The 16,946-nt window shown below is 48.2% G+C and carries 18 protein-coding genes; 11 read left to right on the top strand and 7 right to left on the bottom strand.

Annotated elements, in window-relative coordinates; translation table 11 throughout:
* Positions 1-355: 355 nt before the first annotated feature.
* From CHH60_RS16105 to CHH60_RS16090, 4 genes are all read left to right on the top strand, one after another.
* Positions 356-1,096, top strand: a complete 741-nt coding sequence (locus tag CHH60_RS16105) for an HAD family hydrolase (protein ID WP_095360092.1) — start codon at positions 356-358, stop codon at positions 1,094-1,096.
* Between the two features lie 344 nt (positions 1,097-1,440).
* Positions 1,441-1,920, top strand: coding sequence for a Dps family protein (locus CHH60_RS16100; RefSeq protein ID WP_441339396.1), 480 nt, complete (start codon positions 1,441-1,443; stop codon positions 1,918-1,920).
* Positions 1,921-2,047: 127 nt separating this feature from the next.
* Positions 2,048-3,256: a nitric oxide synthase oxygenase gene (locus tag CHH60_RS16095; RefSeq protein ID WP_095360091.1), complete on the top strand. Its 1,209-nt coding sequence runs from the start codon at positions 2,048-2,050 to the stop codon at positions 3,254-3,256.
* Positions 3,257-3,394: 138 nt separating this feature from the next.
* Positions 3,395-3,862 (top strand): NUDIX hydrolase, encoded by a 468-nt coding sequence (locus CHH60_RS16090; protein WP_095360090.1) that lies wholly within the window; start codon positions 3,395-3,397, stop codon positions 3,860-3,862.
* A 41-nt stretch (positions 3,863-3,903) separates the two neighbouring features.
* Here CHH60_RS16090 and CHH60_RS16085 read toward each other — a convergent pair whose 3' ends face one another.
* On the bottom strand, positions 3,904-5,244 hold the full coding sequence (locus CHH60_RS16085; protein WP_095360089.1) for an MFS transporter: 1,341 nt from the start codon (positions 5,242-5,244) through the stop codon (positions 3,904-3,906).
* Between the two features lie 258 nt (positions 5,245-5,502).
* Here CHH60_RS16085 and CHH60_RS16080 point away from each other — a divergent pair, with 258 nt between their 5' ends.
* The 4 genes from CHH60_RS16080 to CHH60_RS16065 are packed head-to-tail and all read left to right on the top strand — an operon-like array spanning position 5,503 to position 9,286.
* Entirely contained in the window at positions 5,503-6,612 is a 1,110-nt protein-coding gene (locus CHH60_RS16080; RefSeq protein ID WP_095360088.1) for an ABC transporter ATP-binding protein, read from the top strand.
* The gene (locus tag CHH60_RS16075) at positions 6,602-7,435 is read left to right on the top strand and encodes an ABC transporter permease (protein WP_095360087.1); all 834 of its coding nucleotides are present in this window, start codon (positions 6,602-6,604) and stop codon (positions 7,433-7,435) included. Before CHH60_RS16080 ends, CHH60_RS16075 begins: the two co-directional genes overlap by 11 nt.
* Positions 7,410-8,216 (top strand): ABC transporter permease, encoded by an 807-nt coding sequence (locus CHH60_RS16070; RefSeq protein WP_095360086.1) that lies wholly within the window; start codon positions 7,410-7,412, stop codon positions 8,214-8,216. Before CHH60_RS16075 ends, CHH60_RS16070 begins: the two co-directional genes overlap by 26 nt.
* The gene (locus tag CHH60_RS16065) at positions 8,213-9,286 is read left to right on the top strand and encodes an ABC transporter substrate-binding protein (protein WP_095360085.1); all 1,074 of its coding nucleotides are present in this window, start codon (positions 8,213-8,215) and stop codon (positions 9,284-9,286) included. Before CHH60_RS16070 ends, CHH60_RS16065 begins: the two co-directional genes overlap by 4 nt.
* A gap of 356 nt (positions 9,287-9,642) precedes the next feature.
* On the opposite strand, the gene CHH60_RS16060 is transcribed toward CHH60_RS16065, so the two are convergent.
* Together CHH60_RS16060 and CHH60_RS16055 are read right to left on the bottom strand one after the other, a co-directional pair.
* Entirely contained in the window at positions 9,643-10,143 is a 501-nt protein-coding gene (locus CHH60_RS16060) for a hypothetical protein (protein ID WP_095360084.1), read from the bottom strand.
* 214 nt (positions 10,144-10,357) lie between these two features.
* Positions 10,358-11,377, bottom strand: a complete 1,020-nt coding sequence (locus CHH60_RS16055; RefSeq protein WP_095360083.1) for an AraC family transcriptional regulator — start codon at positions 11,375-11,377, stop codon at positions 10,358-10,360.
* A gap of 129 nt (positions 11,378-11,506) precedes the next feature.
* Between CHH60_RS16055 and CHH60_RS16050 the strand changes: the two genes are divergently transcribed.
* Positions 11,507-12,094 carry an NAD(P)H-dependent oxidoreductase gene (locus CHH60_RS16050; RefSeq protein ID WP_095360082.1) on the top strand — a complete coding sequence of 196 codons (588 nt, stop codon included), beginning with the start codon at positions 11,507-11,509 and terminating at the stop codon, positions 12,092-12,094.
* 149 nt (positions 12,095-12,243) lie between these two features.
* Here CHH60_RS16050 and CHH60_RS16045 read toward each other — a convergent pair whose 3' ends face one another.
* From CHH60_RS16045 to CHH60_RS16035, 3 genes are all read right to left on the bottom strand, one after another.
* Complete coding sequence (locus CHH60_RS16045) at positions 12,244-13,215, bottom strand: cation diffusion facilitator family transporter (RefSeq protein WP_095360325.1); 972 nt, start codon at positions 13,213-13,215, stop codon at positions 12,244-12,246.
* 304 nt (positions 13,216-13,519) lie between these two features.
* Complete coding sequence (locus CHH60_RS16040) at positions 13,520-14,290, bottom strand: DODA-type extradiol aromatic ring-opening family dioxygenase (RefSeq protein WP_095360081.1); 771 nt, start codon at positions 14,288-14,290, stop codon at positions 13,520-13,522.
* Entirely contained in the window at positions 14,287-14,964 is a 678-nt protein-coding gene (locus CHH60_RS16035) for an alpha/beta hydrolase (RefSeq protein WP_095360080.1), read from the bottom strand. Before CHH60_RS16035 ends, CHH60_RS16040 begins: the two co-directional genes overlap by 4 nt.
* A 210-nt stretch (positions 14,965-15,174) precedes the next feature.
* Here CHH60_RS16035 and CHH60_RS16030 point away from each other — a divergent pair, with 210 nt between their 5' ends.
* Together CHH60_RS16030 and CHH60_RS16025 are read left to right on the top strand one after the other, a co-directional pair.
* On the top strand, positions 15,175-15,546 hold the full coding sequence (locus CHH60_RS16030; protein ID WP_095360079.1) for a glyoxalase superfamily protein: 372 nt from the start codon (positions 15,175-15,177) through the stop codon (positions 15,544-15,546).
* A 32-nt stretch (positions 15,547-15,578) separates the two neighbouring features.
* Positions 15,579-16,127, top strand: a complete 549-nt coding sequence (locus CHH60_RS16025; RefSeq protein ID WP_095360078.1) for a helix-turn-helix domain-containing protein — start codon at positions 15,579-15,581, stop codon at positions 16,125-16,127.
* A 75-nt stretch (positions 16,128-16,202) separates the two neighbouring features.
* On the opposite strand, the gene CHH60_RS16020 is transcribed toward CHH60_RS16025, so the two are convergent.
* Complete coding sequence (locus tag CHH60_RS16020) at positions 16,203-16,922, bottom strand: 3-ketoacyl-ACP reductase (RefSeq protein WP_095360077.1); 720 nt, start codon at positions 16,920-16,922, stop codon at positions 16,203-16,205.
* Positions 16,923-16,946 lie beyond the last annotated feature (24 nt).

The raw sequence follows: 16,946 nt of genomic DNA, 5'->3' as shown, positions 1-16,946 counted from the left end.
CATTTTTATGAGCTTTACTGCGTGGTACACTGACCTTATTGCACACCCCGACATCGGGATTACGATTAACAGATAGCTGGAAGAGGGTTTGGCATCGTAAGTATAATAGGCGTAGACTAGTATAAATGCAGTAATCACGAAAAAAATGAGATTTAGGACTAAGCTATAAATATTATGTTGTTTCTTTTCTTTCGGGTATGTGGAGAATGTCATGCAGTTTGGCTGCCTCCTTGCAGATTTGTTAAAAAGTTATTGTATCATTTATTAAAGTTTGTCCCCATAATATTCTAATATTTTATTGATTTTATGAATGAACTATAACTCACTTCATTGAAGATAGAGAAGGAGGACCATTATGATATCCAAAGACCAAACTCAAAAGGCCATATTTTTTGATGTAGATGATACATTGTATGACCACTTGGAGCCCCTTAGAGGAGCATTGCAGGAGGTTCTTGGTCTAGCCGTTGATGTTCCTTATGCCGATGTTTATCACCGATTCCGCTACTACAGCGACTGGTTGTCCGATCAGGAGGGTCTCTCTGCCGTTCCGGAAGCAGAAGCCGTAGAACGGATGCGCAGACGCAGATTTGAACTGACGATGAAGGAGTTCGGGGTACCCTTAATTGAAGGACAGGCTGAAGCACTGCAAGCGCAGTATCTGAGCAGACAGTTTCAGATTCAGCCATTTGATGGTGCTTATGATCTGATGAGGAGCCTTATGGCAGACGGACACGTTGTAGGACTTATTACGAATGGTGAGGGGGAACATCAGAGACGCAAGCTCGAAGCGCTGAAGGTGTTTGACCTCGTCCCGGAGGAGCGAATCTTCATCTCAGGAACCCTCGGGTATGCCAAGCCGGATCGGCAATTGTTTGAACATGTGAATAAACAGACAGGCACGGCTGCTCGTTCCAGTTATTATGTCGGGGACTCCTGGCGTAATGATGTAGTAGGTGCGGTAAACGCCGGATGGAATGTCATCTGGTTCAACCATCGGAATGCTCTGCCAGAATCCGATCATCAGCCCCATCATGTGGCAAAAGATTATAATGAAATAACTCGCATTCTTACATCCGAATTTGTTCTACAATAAAGAGAGATTGTGTGTTTTGCAGCCCTGTTTGCCATACTAAGGTAGGCAACAGGGCTTTTTAGATTGTGGACAATGTGAGGATAATCGCTGCACATCAAGTGAATCCGAGGTATAAATGCGGTGTGTACTCTGACAAGCAGCAAGATCTCACTTTTATAGGAAGATGAAGTGGAACTTCATGGAATCTTCATTTGGAAGAGCAGGCTAAAGCCTTCACAAAGTAGATAGGTGGTGTTATAATTAAAACAAGATTTAGATTAAGTCTAAATTAAAGAGTGCAACGAAGAATCAGAATCTCTTGAATTAAAATCACATTATATTGTATATGAGAGGGGAACCTATCCATGAGTACAATTCAAACATCAATGAACACTATTGCCAACCATACCGCAGCATTGCAAGAGGTCCTGAACCGCCAGATTGCAGGCTGGTCCGTATTGTATACGAAACTGCACCATTTCCACTGGTATGTTCAAGGACCACATTTCTTCACACTGCACGCCAAATTCGAAGAACTGTATAACCTGGCTACAGCGAACATGGATGAAGTCGCAGAACGCTTGCTTGCTATTGGTGGACGTCCGGTAGCTACGATGTCTGAACAGCTTCGTTTGTCTCCAGTTGATGAGGCACAGGGACAGTTGTCTGCTGAGCGTATGGTAGAGTCGGTGGTTGCCGATCTGCACACCATGGTAGAAGTGATTAAGCAAGGCATCCATGCAGCAGGAGAAGCAGAGGATAACGCTACGGAAGATATGCTGATTGGATTCACAGCGGCATTGGACAAAGAAATCTGGATGTTAAACGCATTTCTGGGCAAATAAGCTAAGATAACCCGCATCCTGACAACGATATGTAGAGTCCGTGAACAAAGTCCCCGTTCGCTTACAAATCCGGTGTGCTTGCCGTATAATAGTGGCATTCGAGATGGACAGATTGGTGGAATGAATGATGCGGACAGACCTGGATCCATTGCAGGGAGAAGCTGAACGGTTTATATATACATGTTATGAAGAGCTGGGCCATTCGCGAGAAGACGCGAAGGCCCGGCTTATTGCTATTCATCAGGATATTGAAGATACGGGCACTTATGTGCATACGACCGAAGAACTGGAGCACGGCTGCAAAATGGCATGGCGGAACAGCAACCGCTGTATCGGACGATTGTTCTGGGACAAGCTGCGGATTGTGGATGCGCGTCATGCAGACACAGCCGGAACTGCTGCGGAGGCCGTAATGAATCACATCCGACTGGCATCCAATGGGGGTAAGATTATCCCCATGATTACGATTCTTCCGCCAAATGGGCCAAGTGGAGCTCCTGTGCGGATCTGGAATCACCAGCTTATCCGTTATGCCGGATACGAGACGGAACAAGGGATCATTGGAGATCCTGCATCCATGGAACTGACCAAGGCGGCCATGTCACTTGGCTGGCAAGGGACAGGGGGAGATTACGATGTATTACCGCTCATTATTCAGGCGCAAGGGCAAGCTCCCGAGTGGTACGCTGTACCCCATGAGGACCTTGTAGAAGTGAACATTGAACACCCCGAGCGATCTGAAATTGCCGAACTCGGCATGCGTTGGTACGGTGTACCGATGATTGCGGATATGCGGCTTGAGATTGGAGGCATCTCTTATCCGGCCGCGCCGTTTAACGGCTGGTATATGGAGACGGAAATTGGCGCACGTAATCTGGCGGACACTTTCCGCTACAATAAACTGCCTGCAGTGGCGGCAGCACTCGGACTGAACACATCCAGCGAAACGACGCTATGGAAGGATCGTGCGCTTGTTGAATTGAATGTAGCCGTACTGCATTCCTTCAAGAAAGCAGGTGTCAGCATGGTGGATCACCATACGGCGGCGGCGCAATTTGCTTTGTTTGAGCAGAGGGAGGCAAAGGCAGGACGTGAGCTGACTGGAGACTGGGTTTGGCTGATTCCGCCTGTTTCTCCGGCAACGACGCATATTTTCCACAGCTCCTATCGCAATGAAATCGTGAAGCCGAACTTTTTTCGTCAGGAATCAGCGTATACATTAGATGGAGAATCATCTGGTGCTGAACCAGAGAATGTTGAACAACAGAATACAGATGTCAATCACCATCGGCCACAGGCTGGAGATTCATCCATGAGATGCCCGTTTGCACACTAGATGTGCGAGCGGTTTTTTTTCTTTTTCCATCAGCTTAAGGTCTGCAAAATAGGAAAAGGTTAAGGGGAATCTTTCTCTATATGGATAGATAAAACTCTTCTATAATGAGTCATGAATCCACATAGGAGGGGATAATCCATGGGTTACATTGAGACATTGAGGGGCTTGGTTGGCAATGCTCCTGTAATTTTGGTGAGACCGAGTATTCTGATTTTGAATAGGGCTGGTGAAATTCTGTTAGTTCGGCATAATGATGATACTTGGGGATTGCCCGGTGGATTCATGGAGTTGGGAGAGTCTGTAGAAGAGGCAGCGATGAGAGAGGTTCAAGAAGAGATTGGGATAAAAATAAAGAAACTGGAGCTATTCGGCGTCTTTTCCGGTAAAGAATTATATACGAAGTTAAGAAACGGGCATGAATATCATAATGTGGTCATTGGATACGTTTGTACAGAATTTGAAGGTGAACCTAAGCCCGATGGCGTAGAAGTTTTAGAAGCGAAGTTTTACAAACCAACAGAATTACCTGACAAGACAGACCCATACTTAAAAAGAAAAATTCAAGAAAATGCTCAACATATCGTCTCTTTAATAGGAAGAAAATAAAAGGATAAGGACCGCCCACTCATGTGAGCGGTTTTTGTACGTTACCCCTGTTTCGCTCTGTACCGGCTCCGCATCACTGCCTGAACGGCAATAGCAGCAACGATCAGCACCAGATTGAATACAAACACGGCGTAGAGCGAAACGTACTCTACAAGCAGCGCAGCAATCAGAGGAGAAATGATGGAGCCGATCTCCGCCCCAGAGACGATTTTGCCAATGGCCTCGCTTCTGCCTGCATCAGGGATGTGGTCCCCGATATGAGCGAAAAAGGAATCCATGTAACAGGCACCGCCAACCCCGCCAATCAGCATGCCCATGTAAACCCACGCATAAGAAGAGGTGCTTAGAAAAACAACCACTTCAATGCCGATCATCAGCATGCCGAGCATGCAGAGCAGCAGTCGGTCACCCATGCGATCGGATAGATAACCGGCTACGGGTGCAGCAGCGAGCGTGGAGATCCCTGCCACGGTAAAAGCCAGGCTGGTCGCAAATGGGTCCCAATGCATCATGTGGGCTGCATAGAGAGCGAAGTACGTCAGAAATACCGCATAGGCACTCATCTCGAGGAAATGTACCGTACCGTAACCGATTAACTGCTGTCGTAGGGTCAACCTTGTCCGAGATCCTGCATGGATATGGTCGGGAGCACTAGGTGTTGGAGAAGCAGCAACTGTATCGTGCACTGCAATATCGTTGATGGCGGTATCCTTAGATGCCGAAGGGAGACGTTTATTCTCATGGGCATGATTTATCCGAATGTCTGGGTCTGCCCCTGAGTCCAGTTCTGGCATCTGCTCGCGCTCGTCGGTTGTAAACATCTGTTTAGATTCTGGCCTGTTCTTGATCCCCATAGCCGTTCCCATGGCGATCAGGCAGCATAGCGTAACGAGCAGAAATGGAACCGATAACGGCCAGTGCAGCGCAAGCCAGCCGCTAATCACCGGCCCAAGCACCATGCCTCCGCCTTCACTGCTGCTGATATATCCATTGTACAGACCGCGGTTATCCGCATTGCCCCCATCCCCGATGATGGACCGGACAATGACGGTGAGTCCAGTGGAAGCGAGCCCCTGCAGCAGCCGCAGCAAACCAAACAGAAGTGCAGCAGAAGAGATTGCGAAGCCACCCATACAGACGGCGAGAATGAGCAGCATGACGATTAACGCCCGTTGACCTCCCAGTTTGCGGTAGAGTGCTGCAGCCGGAACCCCTCCAATGACTTTTCCAACATAAAAGAGTGCAAAAATAACCCCCATCAGCCAGCCGGACAGGCCGAATTCCTCAATAAATAAAGGAAACAGGGGGAGGATCATGAAACCGCCCATCTGACTAAGAAAACAAATGATCATCAGCAAAGGCAGGTTACGGCGAATGTCCACGTTCGAAGACTCCTTTCCTACGAACTCAGGTAAGCTCAAAAACCCTCCAATCGCCTTATAGGATGCGTAGATATCGACATATAAACGTAATGTATGCAGGATTTGTGAAAATAAGAAGAAAAGACATACTGCGTTTACATCAAAACCATTGCGGATATAGCTGAATCATATATAATAGATGGGATTTGTAATAATGATGTGATTATAGAAAGTGTACAGGATAAGTTGTACCTCAAGTTTAAGGGGGCGAGATGAAACATGTCAGATCAACAACCAATTATCCGGTTCGACCGGGTGACCCAGCAATACGATCAGGATGAAGCCGTATTGAAGGAAGTCAGCTTCGAGATTGAGCGGGGTAAATTTTATACGCTGCTTGGCCCTTCGGGCTGCGGCAAAACGACGATATTGAGGCTGATCGCCGGCTTTGCGGAGCCGACTCAGGGCAGCATTTATTTTAACGGAGCATTGATCAACCGTGTTCCTGCCCACCAGCGCCAGGTGAATACCGTATTTCAGGATTACGCGTTATTTCCGCATTTGAATGTATTTGAGAACGTGGCTTTCGGTTTGCGGATTAAAAAGATGAAAACGGCTGAAATACGCAGCAAAGTATTGGAAGCCCTCAAATTCGTCAACCTGTCCGGTTATGAAAACCGCGAGATTGGCGAAATGTCCGGTGGACAACGTCAGCGTGTCGCCATTGCACGTGCGATTGTCAATGAGCCTGAGATCCTGCTGCTGGACGAGCCGTTGTCCGCACTCGATCTGAAGCTCCGGACCGAAATGCAGTACGAGCTGCGTGAGCTGCAGCAGCGCCTGGGCATTACGTTTATTTTCGTTACGCATGACCAGGAGGAAGCACTGGCCATGTCGGATGAGATTTTCGTTCTGAATGGCGGCGTAATTCAGCAGAGCGGTACGCCGAATGACATCTATGATGAACCGATTAACCGTTTTGTGGCCGACTTTATCGGTGAATCGAACATCGTATCCGGCAAGATGAAACAGGACTTCGTGGTGGAATTCGCTGGTGCACAGTATGAATGTGTCGACCAGGGATTGCAGCCTAACGAGCCAGTTGAGATCGTGATCCGGCCGGAAGATTTGGAGATTACGACCGAGGATCAGGGCAAGCTGAAGGTCAATGTCGACTCCCAGCTGTTCCGCGGGGTGCATTATGAGATTTCCAGTTATGACGATGCAGGGAATGAATGGCTGGTACATTCCACGAAGAAAGCAGTCGTGGGTGAACGTATCGGGTTGTATTTTGATCCGGAAGCCATTCACGTCATGCGCTTCAACGAGACCGAAGAGGAATTCGACAAACGACTCGAAGCCTATCAAGAGGCCATCCATGCAGAGTAAGGCGAGTACACGCAATGCGTATCTGATTCCATATGTATTATGGATGGTGCTGTTCGTTGTCGCTCCGGTACTGCTGGTTGTCTATTATTCATTCTTTGATGTAGAGGGCAATTTCACGTTTGGCAACTATGCCCGCTTCTTCACGCCCGTGTATATGCAGATGACACTGAGTTCATTCTGGTATGCGCTGCTGATTACGGTGTTTGCCCTGTTGGTTTCGTATCCGACGGCATACTTGCTGACCCGGACGAAGCATAAGCAGCTGTGGCTGCTGCTTATCATTTTGCCTAGCTGGATCAATCTGTTGTTAAAAGCCTATGCCTTCATCGGCCTGTTCGGAACATACGGCTTGACCAATTCCTTGCTTGAGGTGATTGGCATCGGTTCACAGCAGATCTTGTTCACCGATTTCAGCTTTATCTTCGTTTCGGTGTACATCTTCATCCCGTTCATGATTCTGCCGATCTTCAACGCGCTGGAAGAGATGAACCCTTCGCTGATCTATGCGGCGCGGGATCTCGGGGCTTCATCCTGGCTGACATTTCGCCGGGTCATCTTCCCGCTGACGCTCACTGGAGTCAAATCGGGATGTCAGGCTGTATTTATCCCTGCGCTGTCCCTGTTCATGATCACCCGCCTTATCGCGGGTAACCGGGTTATTACGCTGGGTACAGCCATTGAACAGCATTTCCTCGTCACTCAGGACTGGGGAATGGGGTCGACGATTGCCGTCTTTTTGATTATTGCGATGGCGATCATTATGTTTCTGACCGGATCAGGGAAGAAGGAGGTGCGTAATGGGAAGAAACGGAAAGCTGTCTAACGTTTATCTGGCTGTCGTCTTTGCGATCCTGTATGCACCGATTGCGTACCTGATCTTCTATTCCTTCAACAGCGGCGGTCACATGCGTAATTTTGAAGGGTTTACGCTGGAATGGTACAGGGAAGTATTTGCCGATACCCGGCTGCTGATCATTGTACTGAATACCTTTATTATTGCGCTGCTGTCTTCGGCCATCTCGACGATCCTTGGCGTGGCCGGTGCGCTCGCGATCTATCATGTGCGGCGTAAACGGACCAAGAATACGCTGTTATCTCTCAATAACGTATTGATCGTAAGCCCGGATGTCATCATCGGTGCATCCTTCCTGATTTTGTTCACCATGATCGGGATCAAGCTGGGCTTCACATCGGTCCTACTGTCCCATATCGCGTTCAGTGTGCCGATTGTTGTCATCATGGTGCTGCCAAAACTGCAGGAGATGAGCCCAACGCTGATGGATGCGGCACGCGATCTGGGCGCAGGCTCATGGCAGATCCTCACACGTGTAGTACTGCCATACGTTAAACCGGGGATTTTTGCCGGATTCTTCATGGCGCTGACGTACTCCCTGGATGACTTCGCGGTAACATTCTTTGTAACGGGGAACGGGTACTCGACGCTATCCGTAGAGATCTATTCCCGGGCGAGACAGGGTGTATCGTTGTCCATTAACGCACTGTCGACACTGCTCTTCCTGCTAACGGTGCTGCTGGTTATTGGCTATTACTTCATTAACCGCCGTGCTGCACGGACACCTGCCGGAAGGGGGCTGCGTCCATGAAGCAACTGGTACGGACATTTGCGATTGTATTTGTGGCAGCCTTTGCCCTCATGATCCTGGCCTCCTATCTCAACAAGAGTCAGGGATACTCGGGCGGCAATACGCTGACCATCTACAACTGGGGCGATTATATCGACCCGGATCTGCTGGCGGAGTTTGAGGAAGAGACTGGCATCAAGGTCATCTACCAGACGTTTGACTCCAATGAAGCGATGCTCACCAAGATTGAGCAGGGAGGAACAACCTTTGACGTAGCGATTCCTTCCGAATATGCGATTAGCAAAATGAAAGAAGAGAACCTGCTCGTTCCACTTGATCACAGCAAATTAACCAATCTGGACAATATAGATCCTGATTTCCTGAACTTGTCCTTTGACGAAGGCAATCAGTATTCGATTCCATACTTCTGGGGAACAGTGGGGATTGTCTACAATCCTGAGCTGGTTGACGGATTGACGTTTGAGAGCTGGGATGACCTGTGGGACCCGCGTCTGAAAAATCAAATTCTGCTGCTGGATGGTGCCCGTGAAGTCATCGGGATGGGACTAAACAGTCTGCATTATTCCCTGAATGACACCAATGAAGACCATCTTCAGGAGGCACTGGCGAAACTGTCTACCCTGACGCCTAACGTCAGAGCCATCGTCGGTGATGAGATCAAAATGCTGCTGGCCAATGAGGAAGCGGCGGTTGGACTCGTCTGGTCTGGAGACGCTTCGGAGATTATGGATGAGAACGACAAGCTCGATTACGTGGTGCCTGAGGAAGGATCGAACCTCTGGTTCGATAACATGGTCATTCCGAAGACGGCAAGCAATATTGAAGGAGCACACCAGTTTATCAACTTTATGCTGGACCCTGATCATGCCGCACGTAATGCCGAATATGTCGGATATTCCACACCAAACGCTGAGGCGCTCAAACTGCTGTCAGAGGATATCTCCAGTGATGAGCGGTTCTATCCGGATGATTCACTGACAAGCAAGTTGGAAGTGTACGATAATCTGGGTAAAAAAATGCTTTCGCATTATAACGACCTGTTCCTTGAGTTTAAAATGCACAGCAAATAACACTGATCGGCATAACAGATGCCGCATGAGCTGCATACTTGAATGTGCTTTATAAAGTCAAAACCCCGATCATCCATTCCAGGATGATCGGGGTTTTCTCTTACCCTTACCTTTAGAGCAAAATGTACTTGCTATTGGTATATAAGATGAACTTTCGGATTACACGGAACGGAGAGGACAGACAAACTGGAGAAGTGAAGCGCTCGCCTAAAAGCTTTCTGATAGAAAGCTACTTCGGAAGCATAAGCTATTCCCGGATTTCTCCCTGTCGAAGGGGGAATCAAGGAAATCCGGGAATAACAGCGATCGGAAGTTGTTCTGTCATCGGAGTGGCCTAGTGTAATAAACTTATATCCCTACATGTTTCTTTTGCGGCCCACGATTAACCAAGCCCCGCCCATAATAAGCACAATGGCCACAAATGGCTGAATGAAGGACATGCTGCTCAGCATCGAACCGATGGACATCACCGTGAAGAAGAGCAGCGAGATCACCGTCAGGATGTTGATGGGAATGAGCAGCCACTTGTTTCGTCCGCCAAACCAGTACAATTCAAACAAACCTACAGCAACCGCAAGGATAAAGCCAGGCCACATCGTGCCCCAGTTACCAAAGAGCATGGCGATCTGGCTAACTACGCCGGCAGTCAGCAAAATACCGCCCGGTACAAGCAAGCCCACCCCTCTGCCAATCATGGAGAAGTACAGCCAGTGAAAGAACAGGCCGAGCGGGATGACGAACAGGGTAGGCCAGAAGTTGGCAAAGATCGTACCCGGACCGAGTGAACCTCCCTGGTTCAGAATCAGATACACGCCCAGCAAAATGAGTACAGGCGCCAGGATCGTACGTTTAGCCATGATATCTCTCCTTTTCATCGTTTCATTAGCGTCGTTCCGAACAGATATGTAATTCTTTTTCTCGTTACACACAGCATACCATGAACTGGAATTCTCCATCCTCGGTCTTTGGCGTTAAAAAGAACCTAGACTTAAGTCTAGGTAGGAACCACAGGGTGACTTTCATCATCAGGCCTTAACCCGTGTGTTTCCTGCACAGGTGCCTATAAAGGATTCAGGTCAGACCCGCTCGATATTGTCCCGGCGTCTGTCCAGTCCATTTTTTGAAAGCATTCTGAAACGCACTTTGCTCTGAAAAATGAAGGGCATAGGCAATTTCACCGACAGAATACTGTCCTTCCTGCAAATAATTCAGGGCAAGCTTCTTCCGTACCTGAACGGAGATTTCATGGTACGTCGTACCTTCTTCACGCAACCTGCTTTGAAGTGTGCGAATGCTCACGCCGAGATGTTCTGCGGTGTGTTGTAATGTGGGGAAGGAGGCCGGAAGGCTGTCGATCAGCCAGCGGCTGACCTTGCCAGAGAACGTATGAGAAGGCTGCAGCAGATCCTTGCTTTTCTCGGCCATCGTTTCAAATACCTGCAGCATTTTGGCATCCGAATAGAGCACAGGCTGACGGAGAATGTCTTTGTGCAGACGCAGCAGATTATGGGGATCCCCGAATTGGGGAACCACGCCGAACATGTCAACATATGGGCTGAGATTTCCTGAATTATCCGGAGCTTCATGGCTAAAACGGACCTCTTTTACCTCTACCGGACGATTCGCCAGCTTGCGGATCAGATACATAACAGATACGGCCATGTCTTCCACACAATGACGGGACATCTGCTGCGGCGATTGCAAAAACAGACGAAGGACCACATCCTGTCCCTGAATCTCCCAATCGAGATTGAAGCCGCTGTACAGAATGATGTTATATCGCTGATATGCGGCGAGGGCATCACCAATGGTCTGGGAATGCATCATCATGTAACCGGGAAGGCCCAGATCTGCGAAGTCGAGCAGCAGACCCTGATTGAGGCCAAAATACAAATCGTTTGAATATGCAGAAGCTTGCTGCATTATTCGTTCCAGTTCCTCAACCGGAATTCGGGCGTCGGCATGTTCCAGGACAGCCGAATCGAAATCGGCATATTTGAAAAATGCTTCGGGTTCAAACCCTTTGTGAACAAGAGTTTTCATAATTGGATAAAGCAAGGATATGGATACTCCGATATTGTGGTTGTTCATGTACCTCCATTTGCGCGAATTAGCAACATTTTCGGCGCCCTCGATCATTTGTTTAGATGTAAAGTCACTTTATGATGGGGATACGCCAGCTTCTTCGGCTTTCATTTATTATACAGGAGGAACCTAAGTATGAAATCTAATATTCTGGTGATTAACGGCCACCCGGATCCCGAGAGCTATTGTAGAGCGTTATCCGATGCTTATATCCAAGGCGCCCGGAAATCCGGCAGTGACGTGAATTTGCTTGATTTGAGCCAAATGGAATTTAATCCGAACCTTAAATACGGTTATCGTAAGCGGACCGAACTTGAGGAGGATCTGGTCAAAGCCCAGGAATTGATCCGTCAAGCCGATCATTTGGTGTTTGTGTATCCGTTGTGGTGGGGGGCGATGCCAGCTGTTCTGAAAGGGTTTTTCGACCGGGTATTCCTGCCGGGGTTTGCCATGAGATACCGGGAAGGCTCGCCCCTGTGGGACAAATTGTTAAAGGGAAAGTCCGCACAGCTCATCGTGACGATGGATACACCCCGCTGGTATTACCGATTGATCTACAGGCAAGCCGGGCACCGGGTCATGAGTTCAAATATATTGAAATTCTCTGGTGTATCCCCGGTACGGGTTACGGAGATTAGTCCGATCAAGGGGTCTACCGAAGCATTCCGGAGGAAATGGCTGGGGAAAATCGAGGAAATGGGAGCCAAACAGGGAAAGAGATGATAAGGTACCAATCCCGGCGTTAGGCACTAATTCTACTATTCCAATTAAAGTCTTATCCAAAGACAATGGTTGAAGATTATTCGTTGAACATGCAGCAAGCCCACTCCGAAGAGTGGGCTTGCTCACTTTGGATATACAATAAAAAGGCGTTATTTTACAACGTCCGAATGTTTCTTGCCCCAGCTGTTCACACCATCATCTTCGATAATGGAAATGGCTGCATCGGCAATATCCGGATTGGTCATCAATTTCTCCTGAATACGGAACTTGATATCATCGGCATCGGCCAAGGACAGGCCTTTGGTCAGCTCAATCAGTCCTTCAACATGATAATAACGGCCTTCCTGGATAATACGCATCATCTGGATATCGGCCACATGGGAGTCTGCCAAGATCGTTTGGGACACCTTGTCCTCGATATCCTGTGGTGCAGCTACACCAATGAGTCCAATCATATTGTCATATCCGACGCGGAAGGCTACAGCAATCATCAGACAGCCGATTAGGGTAGTCACAATGCCATCCAGCAATGCGAAATTGGTCAATGCAATAACAACGACAGAGACGAGGGCAAGTGTAGCTCCGAGTACAGCCACCACATCTTCGTAGAACACAAGGCGTGTCGGCGGTGCAGCGCGTCCTACGTTTTTGATCGCTGCCGGAACAAGGGAGAAACCGGAAGCCTTGGGCGCACGTGCTTCCACGAGAATTTCCTTCATCGCTTTAATCAGAATGGCACCATCAATCACAATGTTCAAGATGAGTACGCCGATGTTGATCCAGAGTCCGCCTGAATGACCCGCAGGGTGCTGCAGCAGATGAATGCCTTCATGGATCGTTTCATAAGCCATAATCGTAACCACGATGACGGCAATCATACAGAAGATGTTGATGACCCGTCCAAAACCGGTCGGGAAGCGGCGTGTCGGTTTTTTCTCGGATAACACACTTCCGACAAAGACGAACCCCTGATTGATGGCATCGGCGAGCGAGTGCATGGCTGAGGCAAACATGGCCCCACTGCCACTGAATAGAAAGGCTCCTCCTTTGCACAATGCAAGTACGGCATTACCTGCCATAGCTACAGCCGAGGACGTATTCCCCTTTTTGACGAGAGACATAAAGCTCTCTGACTTTGCTTGATCAGCCACGTTGATTGTTCCTCCCAGAAGATTTGATAGGTGTAAAATTTAAGATTCTTAGTTACATCTTGTGCATTACCACTAAATGTTATTATAACCTGCTTTACATATCCCAGCATTATGCAAAAAAGGCCATATTATAATATGGACAAATTTTAAGATCTTGAATAAGGAGGAATCGTAGATATTCAATTCATACAATAGGCATGAAAAAAGGCACTCCCAGGGAGTGCCGATTGATGTATTCCTTGCGTTCAGCGATGAATACTCCTGCTTAAAATTTTTATTCAAACTTCCAGCAGGACAAGCTTAGATTGCCGTATTGATATGCTTTGAATAACAGGGATGCCTTCTTGGTCTGATCGCCAGCTCCCATAGCCAGCAGCAGGGGAACAAAATGCTCTGGTGTAGGGACAGCAGCACAAGCGGATGGTGCGACCTTGTCATAAGCGAAGAGGGCTTCCGTATCCCACTGGACAAGCTTGTCCTCCAGCCATTGGTCAAACTCCATGGCCCAGGAGTCCACGCCGTTACTTTCCCAGTTCAGCTGGCGCAAATTGTGGACTGTGCCGCCGCTGCCAATCACAAGGATATCCTGTTCGCGAAGTGCAGCAAGGGCTTGACCGATCTGATACTGCTGCTCATTCGTCAAGTAGCGATTCACGGAAAGCGCAATGACCGGGATATCCGCATCCGGGTAGAGCAAGCGAAGAACAACCCAGGCACCGTGATCCAGCCCGCGCACGGAATCAGCCTCAGCGGGAATGCCAGCTTTCTTGAGCAGACGAAGAACATCTGCCGTTGTCTCTGCGTGCCCTTGAGCCGGATATTTGATCTGATACAGTTCCGGCTGGAAACCACCAAAGTCATAGATTGTCTCATATTGAGCCGTAGAGGATACAAGTTGAGTTGCAGACTCCCAATGGGCGGAGAATAAAACGATGGCTCGCGGTTTCGGCAGTTCCTGTCCGAGTTTTTGCAGGAATTCGGTATAAACATTCTCCTCCAGTGCAAGTGAAGGCGCACCATGTGCGATAAAGAAGGATGGCATCATTGTGCATTCAGTCCTTTCGTATTGACGGCAGCCAGTTCAGCATCGCTGCGAAGCCATAATTGGAATTGATCGTGAAGCTCTGCGGTGACGTGATGTCCGCCATGATAAGGAACGTAAGTTACACTTCGAGCATGTTCACGGAAATAATTCGCATTGTCTTCACCCAACTGCAGGGGAAACATGTGATCCTGGTCTCCATGGGAGATAAATACGGATAACGCTGTTCCAGGCTCTATTGGGTATTCGTCTTTTACAAATTGCGGAATGTATCCGCTCATGGCTACGATTCCTTTGATAGCATCGTCCATGATCAAGGAGAGCGTCATCGCCATAATAGCACCCTGACTGAATCCTGCAATATAACGCCGAGCCGGGTCAATGGCATATTCAGAGGACAAATCTCCGATCAGCTGATGCAAGCCTTGAACCGAAGCGTCAAACAGCTCACGAACAGGATTACCAATGCTTTTAATTTGAAAATAGGCATAACCGCTACCCTGAACAAGGGGCCCCCGAACAGCTATGATAATAAAATCAGATTGCAGGGGTTCCATTAGACGAAGCATATCCTGCTCGTCCGAACCCATGCCATGGAGGGCGAAAATAACGGGATATTGCTGATCTGTATGGTAATCCGAAGGCAATCGAACTTCATAAGTAAATGAGGTATTCATTGGAATCACCGCCTGAAGAAAGTGATATGATAATAGTTCACTAATATGAAATAAATATTCTTATTGATGAACAAAATTTATCATGGATCCATTGTAGGGTCAATATTTTTTTTGTATTATGAAAATATGTTACGTATTAGAATATCTAATTAAATACTAAAAAACGTTGCTGATTGTGATTTTCATAATAATTCCGAGGATGTGATCAGGATGCTGCAAGGGATCGTGCCTATTTTGAGAATATTTGATGAGGATAAGGCCAAAGAGTTTTACGTCGACTACTTGGAGTTTGTCGTAGATTGGGAGCATCGATTTGAAGAGGGGATGCCCTTATATATGCAGATATCGCTTGATTCCATTGTTCTTCACCTGTCCGAGCATCACGGCGACTGTACTCCGGGAGCTGCGCTGCGAATAGAAACGAATGATCTGGGTGCACTCTGTGGCAGGCTTAATCAGAAAAAATACAAACAGTCCAGGCCGGGGATTACGGATACGCCTTGGGGATTAAGGGAAATGACCGTGACAGATCCGTTTGGCAATCGGATCATTTATTATGAGTCTCCCCGTGTGACAGACTGAGGATTTAGGAAGAGAAGGGTAGGAGAAGCATTATGGATATCGGTTTGGCCATTCGTACGATTCGGAAGCAGAAACAGATTACGATCATGCAAATGTGCGAGGGAACGGGGTTGTCAAAGGGCTTCATAAGCAACGTCGAAAATAACAAGACATCCCCTTCCATTGCTACACTTGAAAGTATCGCGGATTATCTGGAGGTTCCCCTGCCTTACCTACTGCTTACACCAGAACAGCGGATGAATGTGGTGCGCAAGGATGAGCGGGAGGAAACGACTGCGGGGAGCGGTTCAATCAAGGTACAGCATCTGACGGCAAAAGGGGCCATGCGCATGTCGATTGTAGAACTGCCGCCGGGTGTTTCCACAGGGGTTAACAAGCATGCTGGGGAAGAGAGTCACCTGGTCCTCCAGGGCAGGATTCGTGCAGCACAGTGTGAAGACGTTGAGATATTGGAAGTGGGGGATTCGTTTAGCTGGAATGCCATTGTTCCTCATGAGGTTACGAATGTTGGAGATGAGCCAGCAGTCGTGTTAATCGCAGTGTCCAAAGAGCTGGATCTGGACCGTTTGTGGGACAAATAGGGGCGTGGCAGCTCCTCATAGGCAAAATGAATAGACCGCCAGGAGGTTTCCGGGCGGCCAGATTTATTTATGCTGTTACTGCGGATTGGTTGTCCAGATTCCAGCAGCTTTGACAAATACACGATCGGAGAGCTTAAGTGTTGCCAGGGCAAGCTCGGCTACATCTTCCGCTTGCATCATGCGATCCTCGTCTCCGATTTTCAATCCGGCATTGGTAGCAAGCTCTGTATTGACTGTACTTGGGGTTAACGCCGTTACACGAATGTTGGATTTGCGTACTTCCTGCATCAGGGATTCGGTCATCCCTAGCAGTGCGAACTTGGATGCACAGTATGCTGAACCTGTAGCAAAACCACGTTCACCTGCTGTAGAAGCAATGTTGATAATACTGCCGCTGCTTTCCTTTATCATGCTCGGCAGGACGGCACGTGTTACGTAGTATGTACCCATAACGTTGACAAGCAGGATACGCTCCCATTCTTCAGGCTCCATGTCGAGCAAGGTGCCGAAGCTGGCAATACCTGCATTATTAATGAGGATGTCAACCGCACCAAGCTCCATTTCTATTGCTGCTACTGCTGCTTCTGCCTGTGTACGATCAGAAATGTCAGCTACAGCACTTGTGACTTTAATGCCATATGCCTCGCTTAACGTTAGCTGAAGGGCCTCCAGATCGGAAGCCGTACGTGCAATCAAGCCGAGATGCACACCTTCCTTGGCAAGTGCTTCGGCAATGGCGCGGCCAATACCTTTACCGGCTCCTGTAATGACAGCCGTTTTATTTTTAAGTTCCATGTGGGTAATTCCTCCTTATATGTT

This window comes from Paenibacillus sp. 7523-1, assembly GCF_002276415.1.
GTDB classification, from domain to species: Bacteria; Bacillota; Bacilli; order Paenibacillales; family Paenibacillaceae; genus Paenibacillus; species Paenibacillus illinoisensis_A.
The sequence above is the reverse complement of the archived record's forward strand: the minus strand, read 5'-3'. Positions and strand labels throughout refer to the sequence as shown.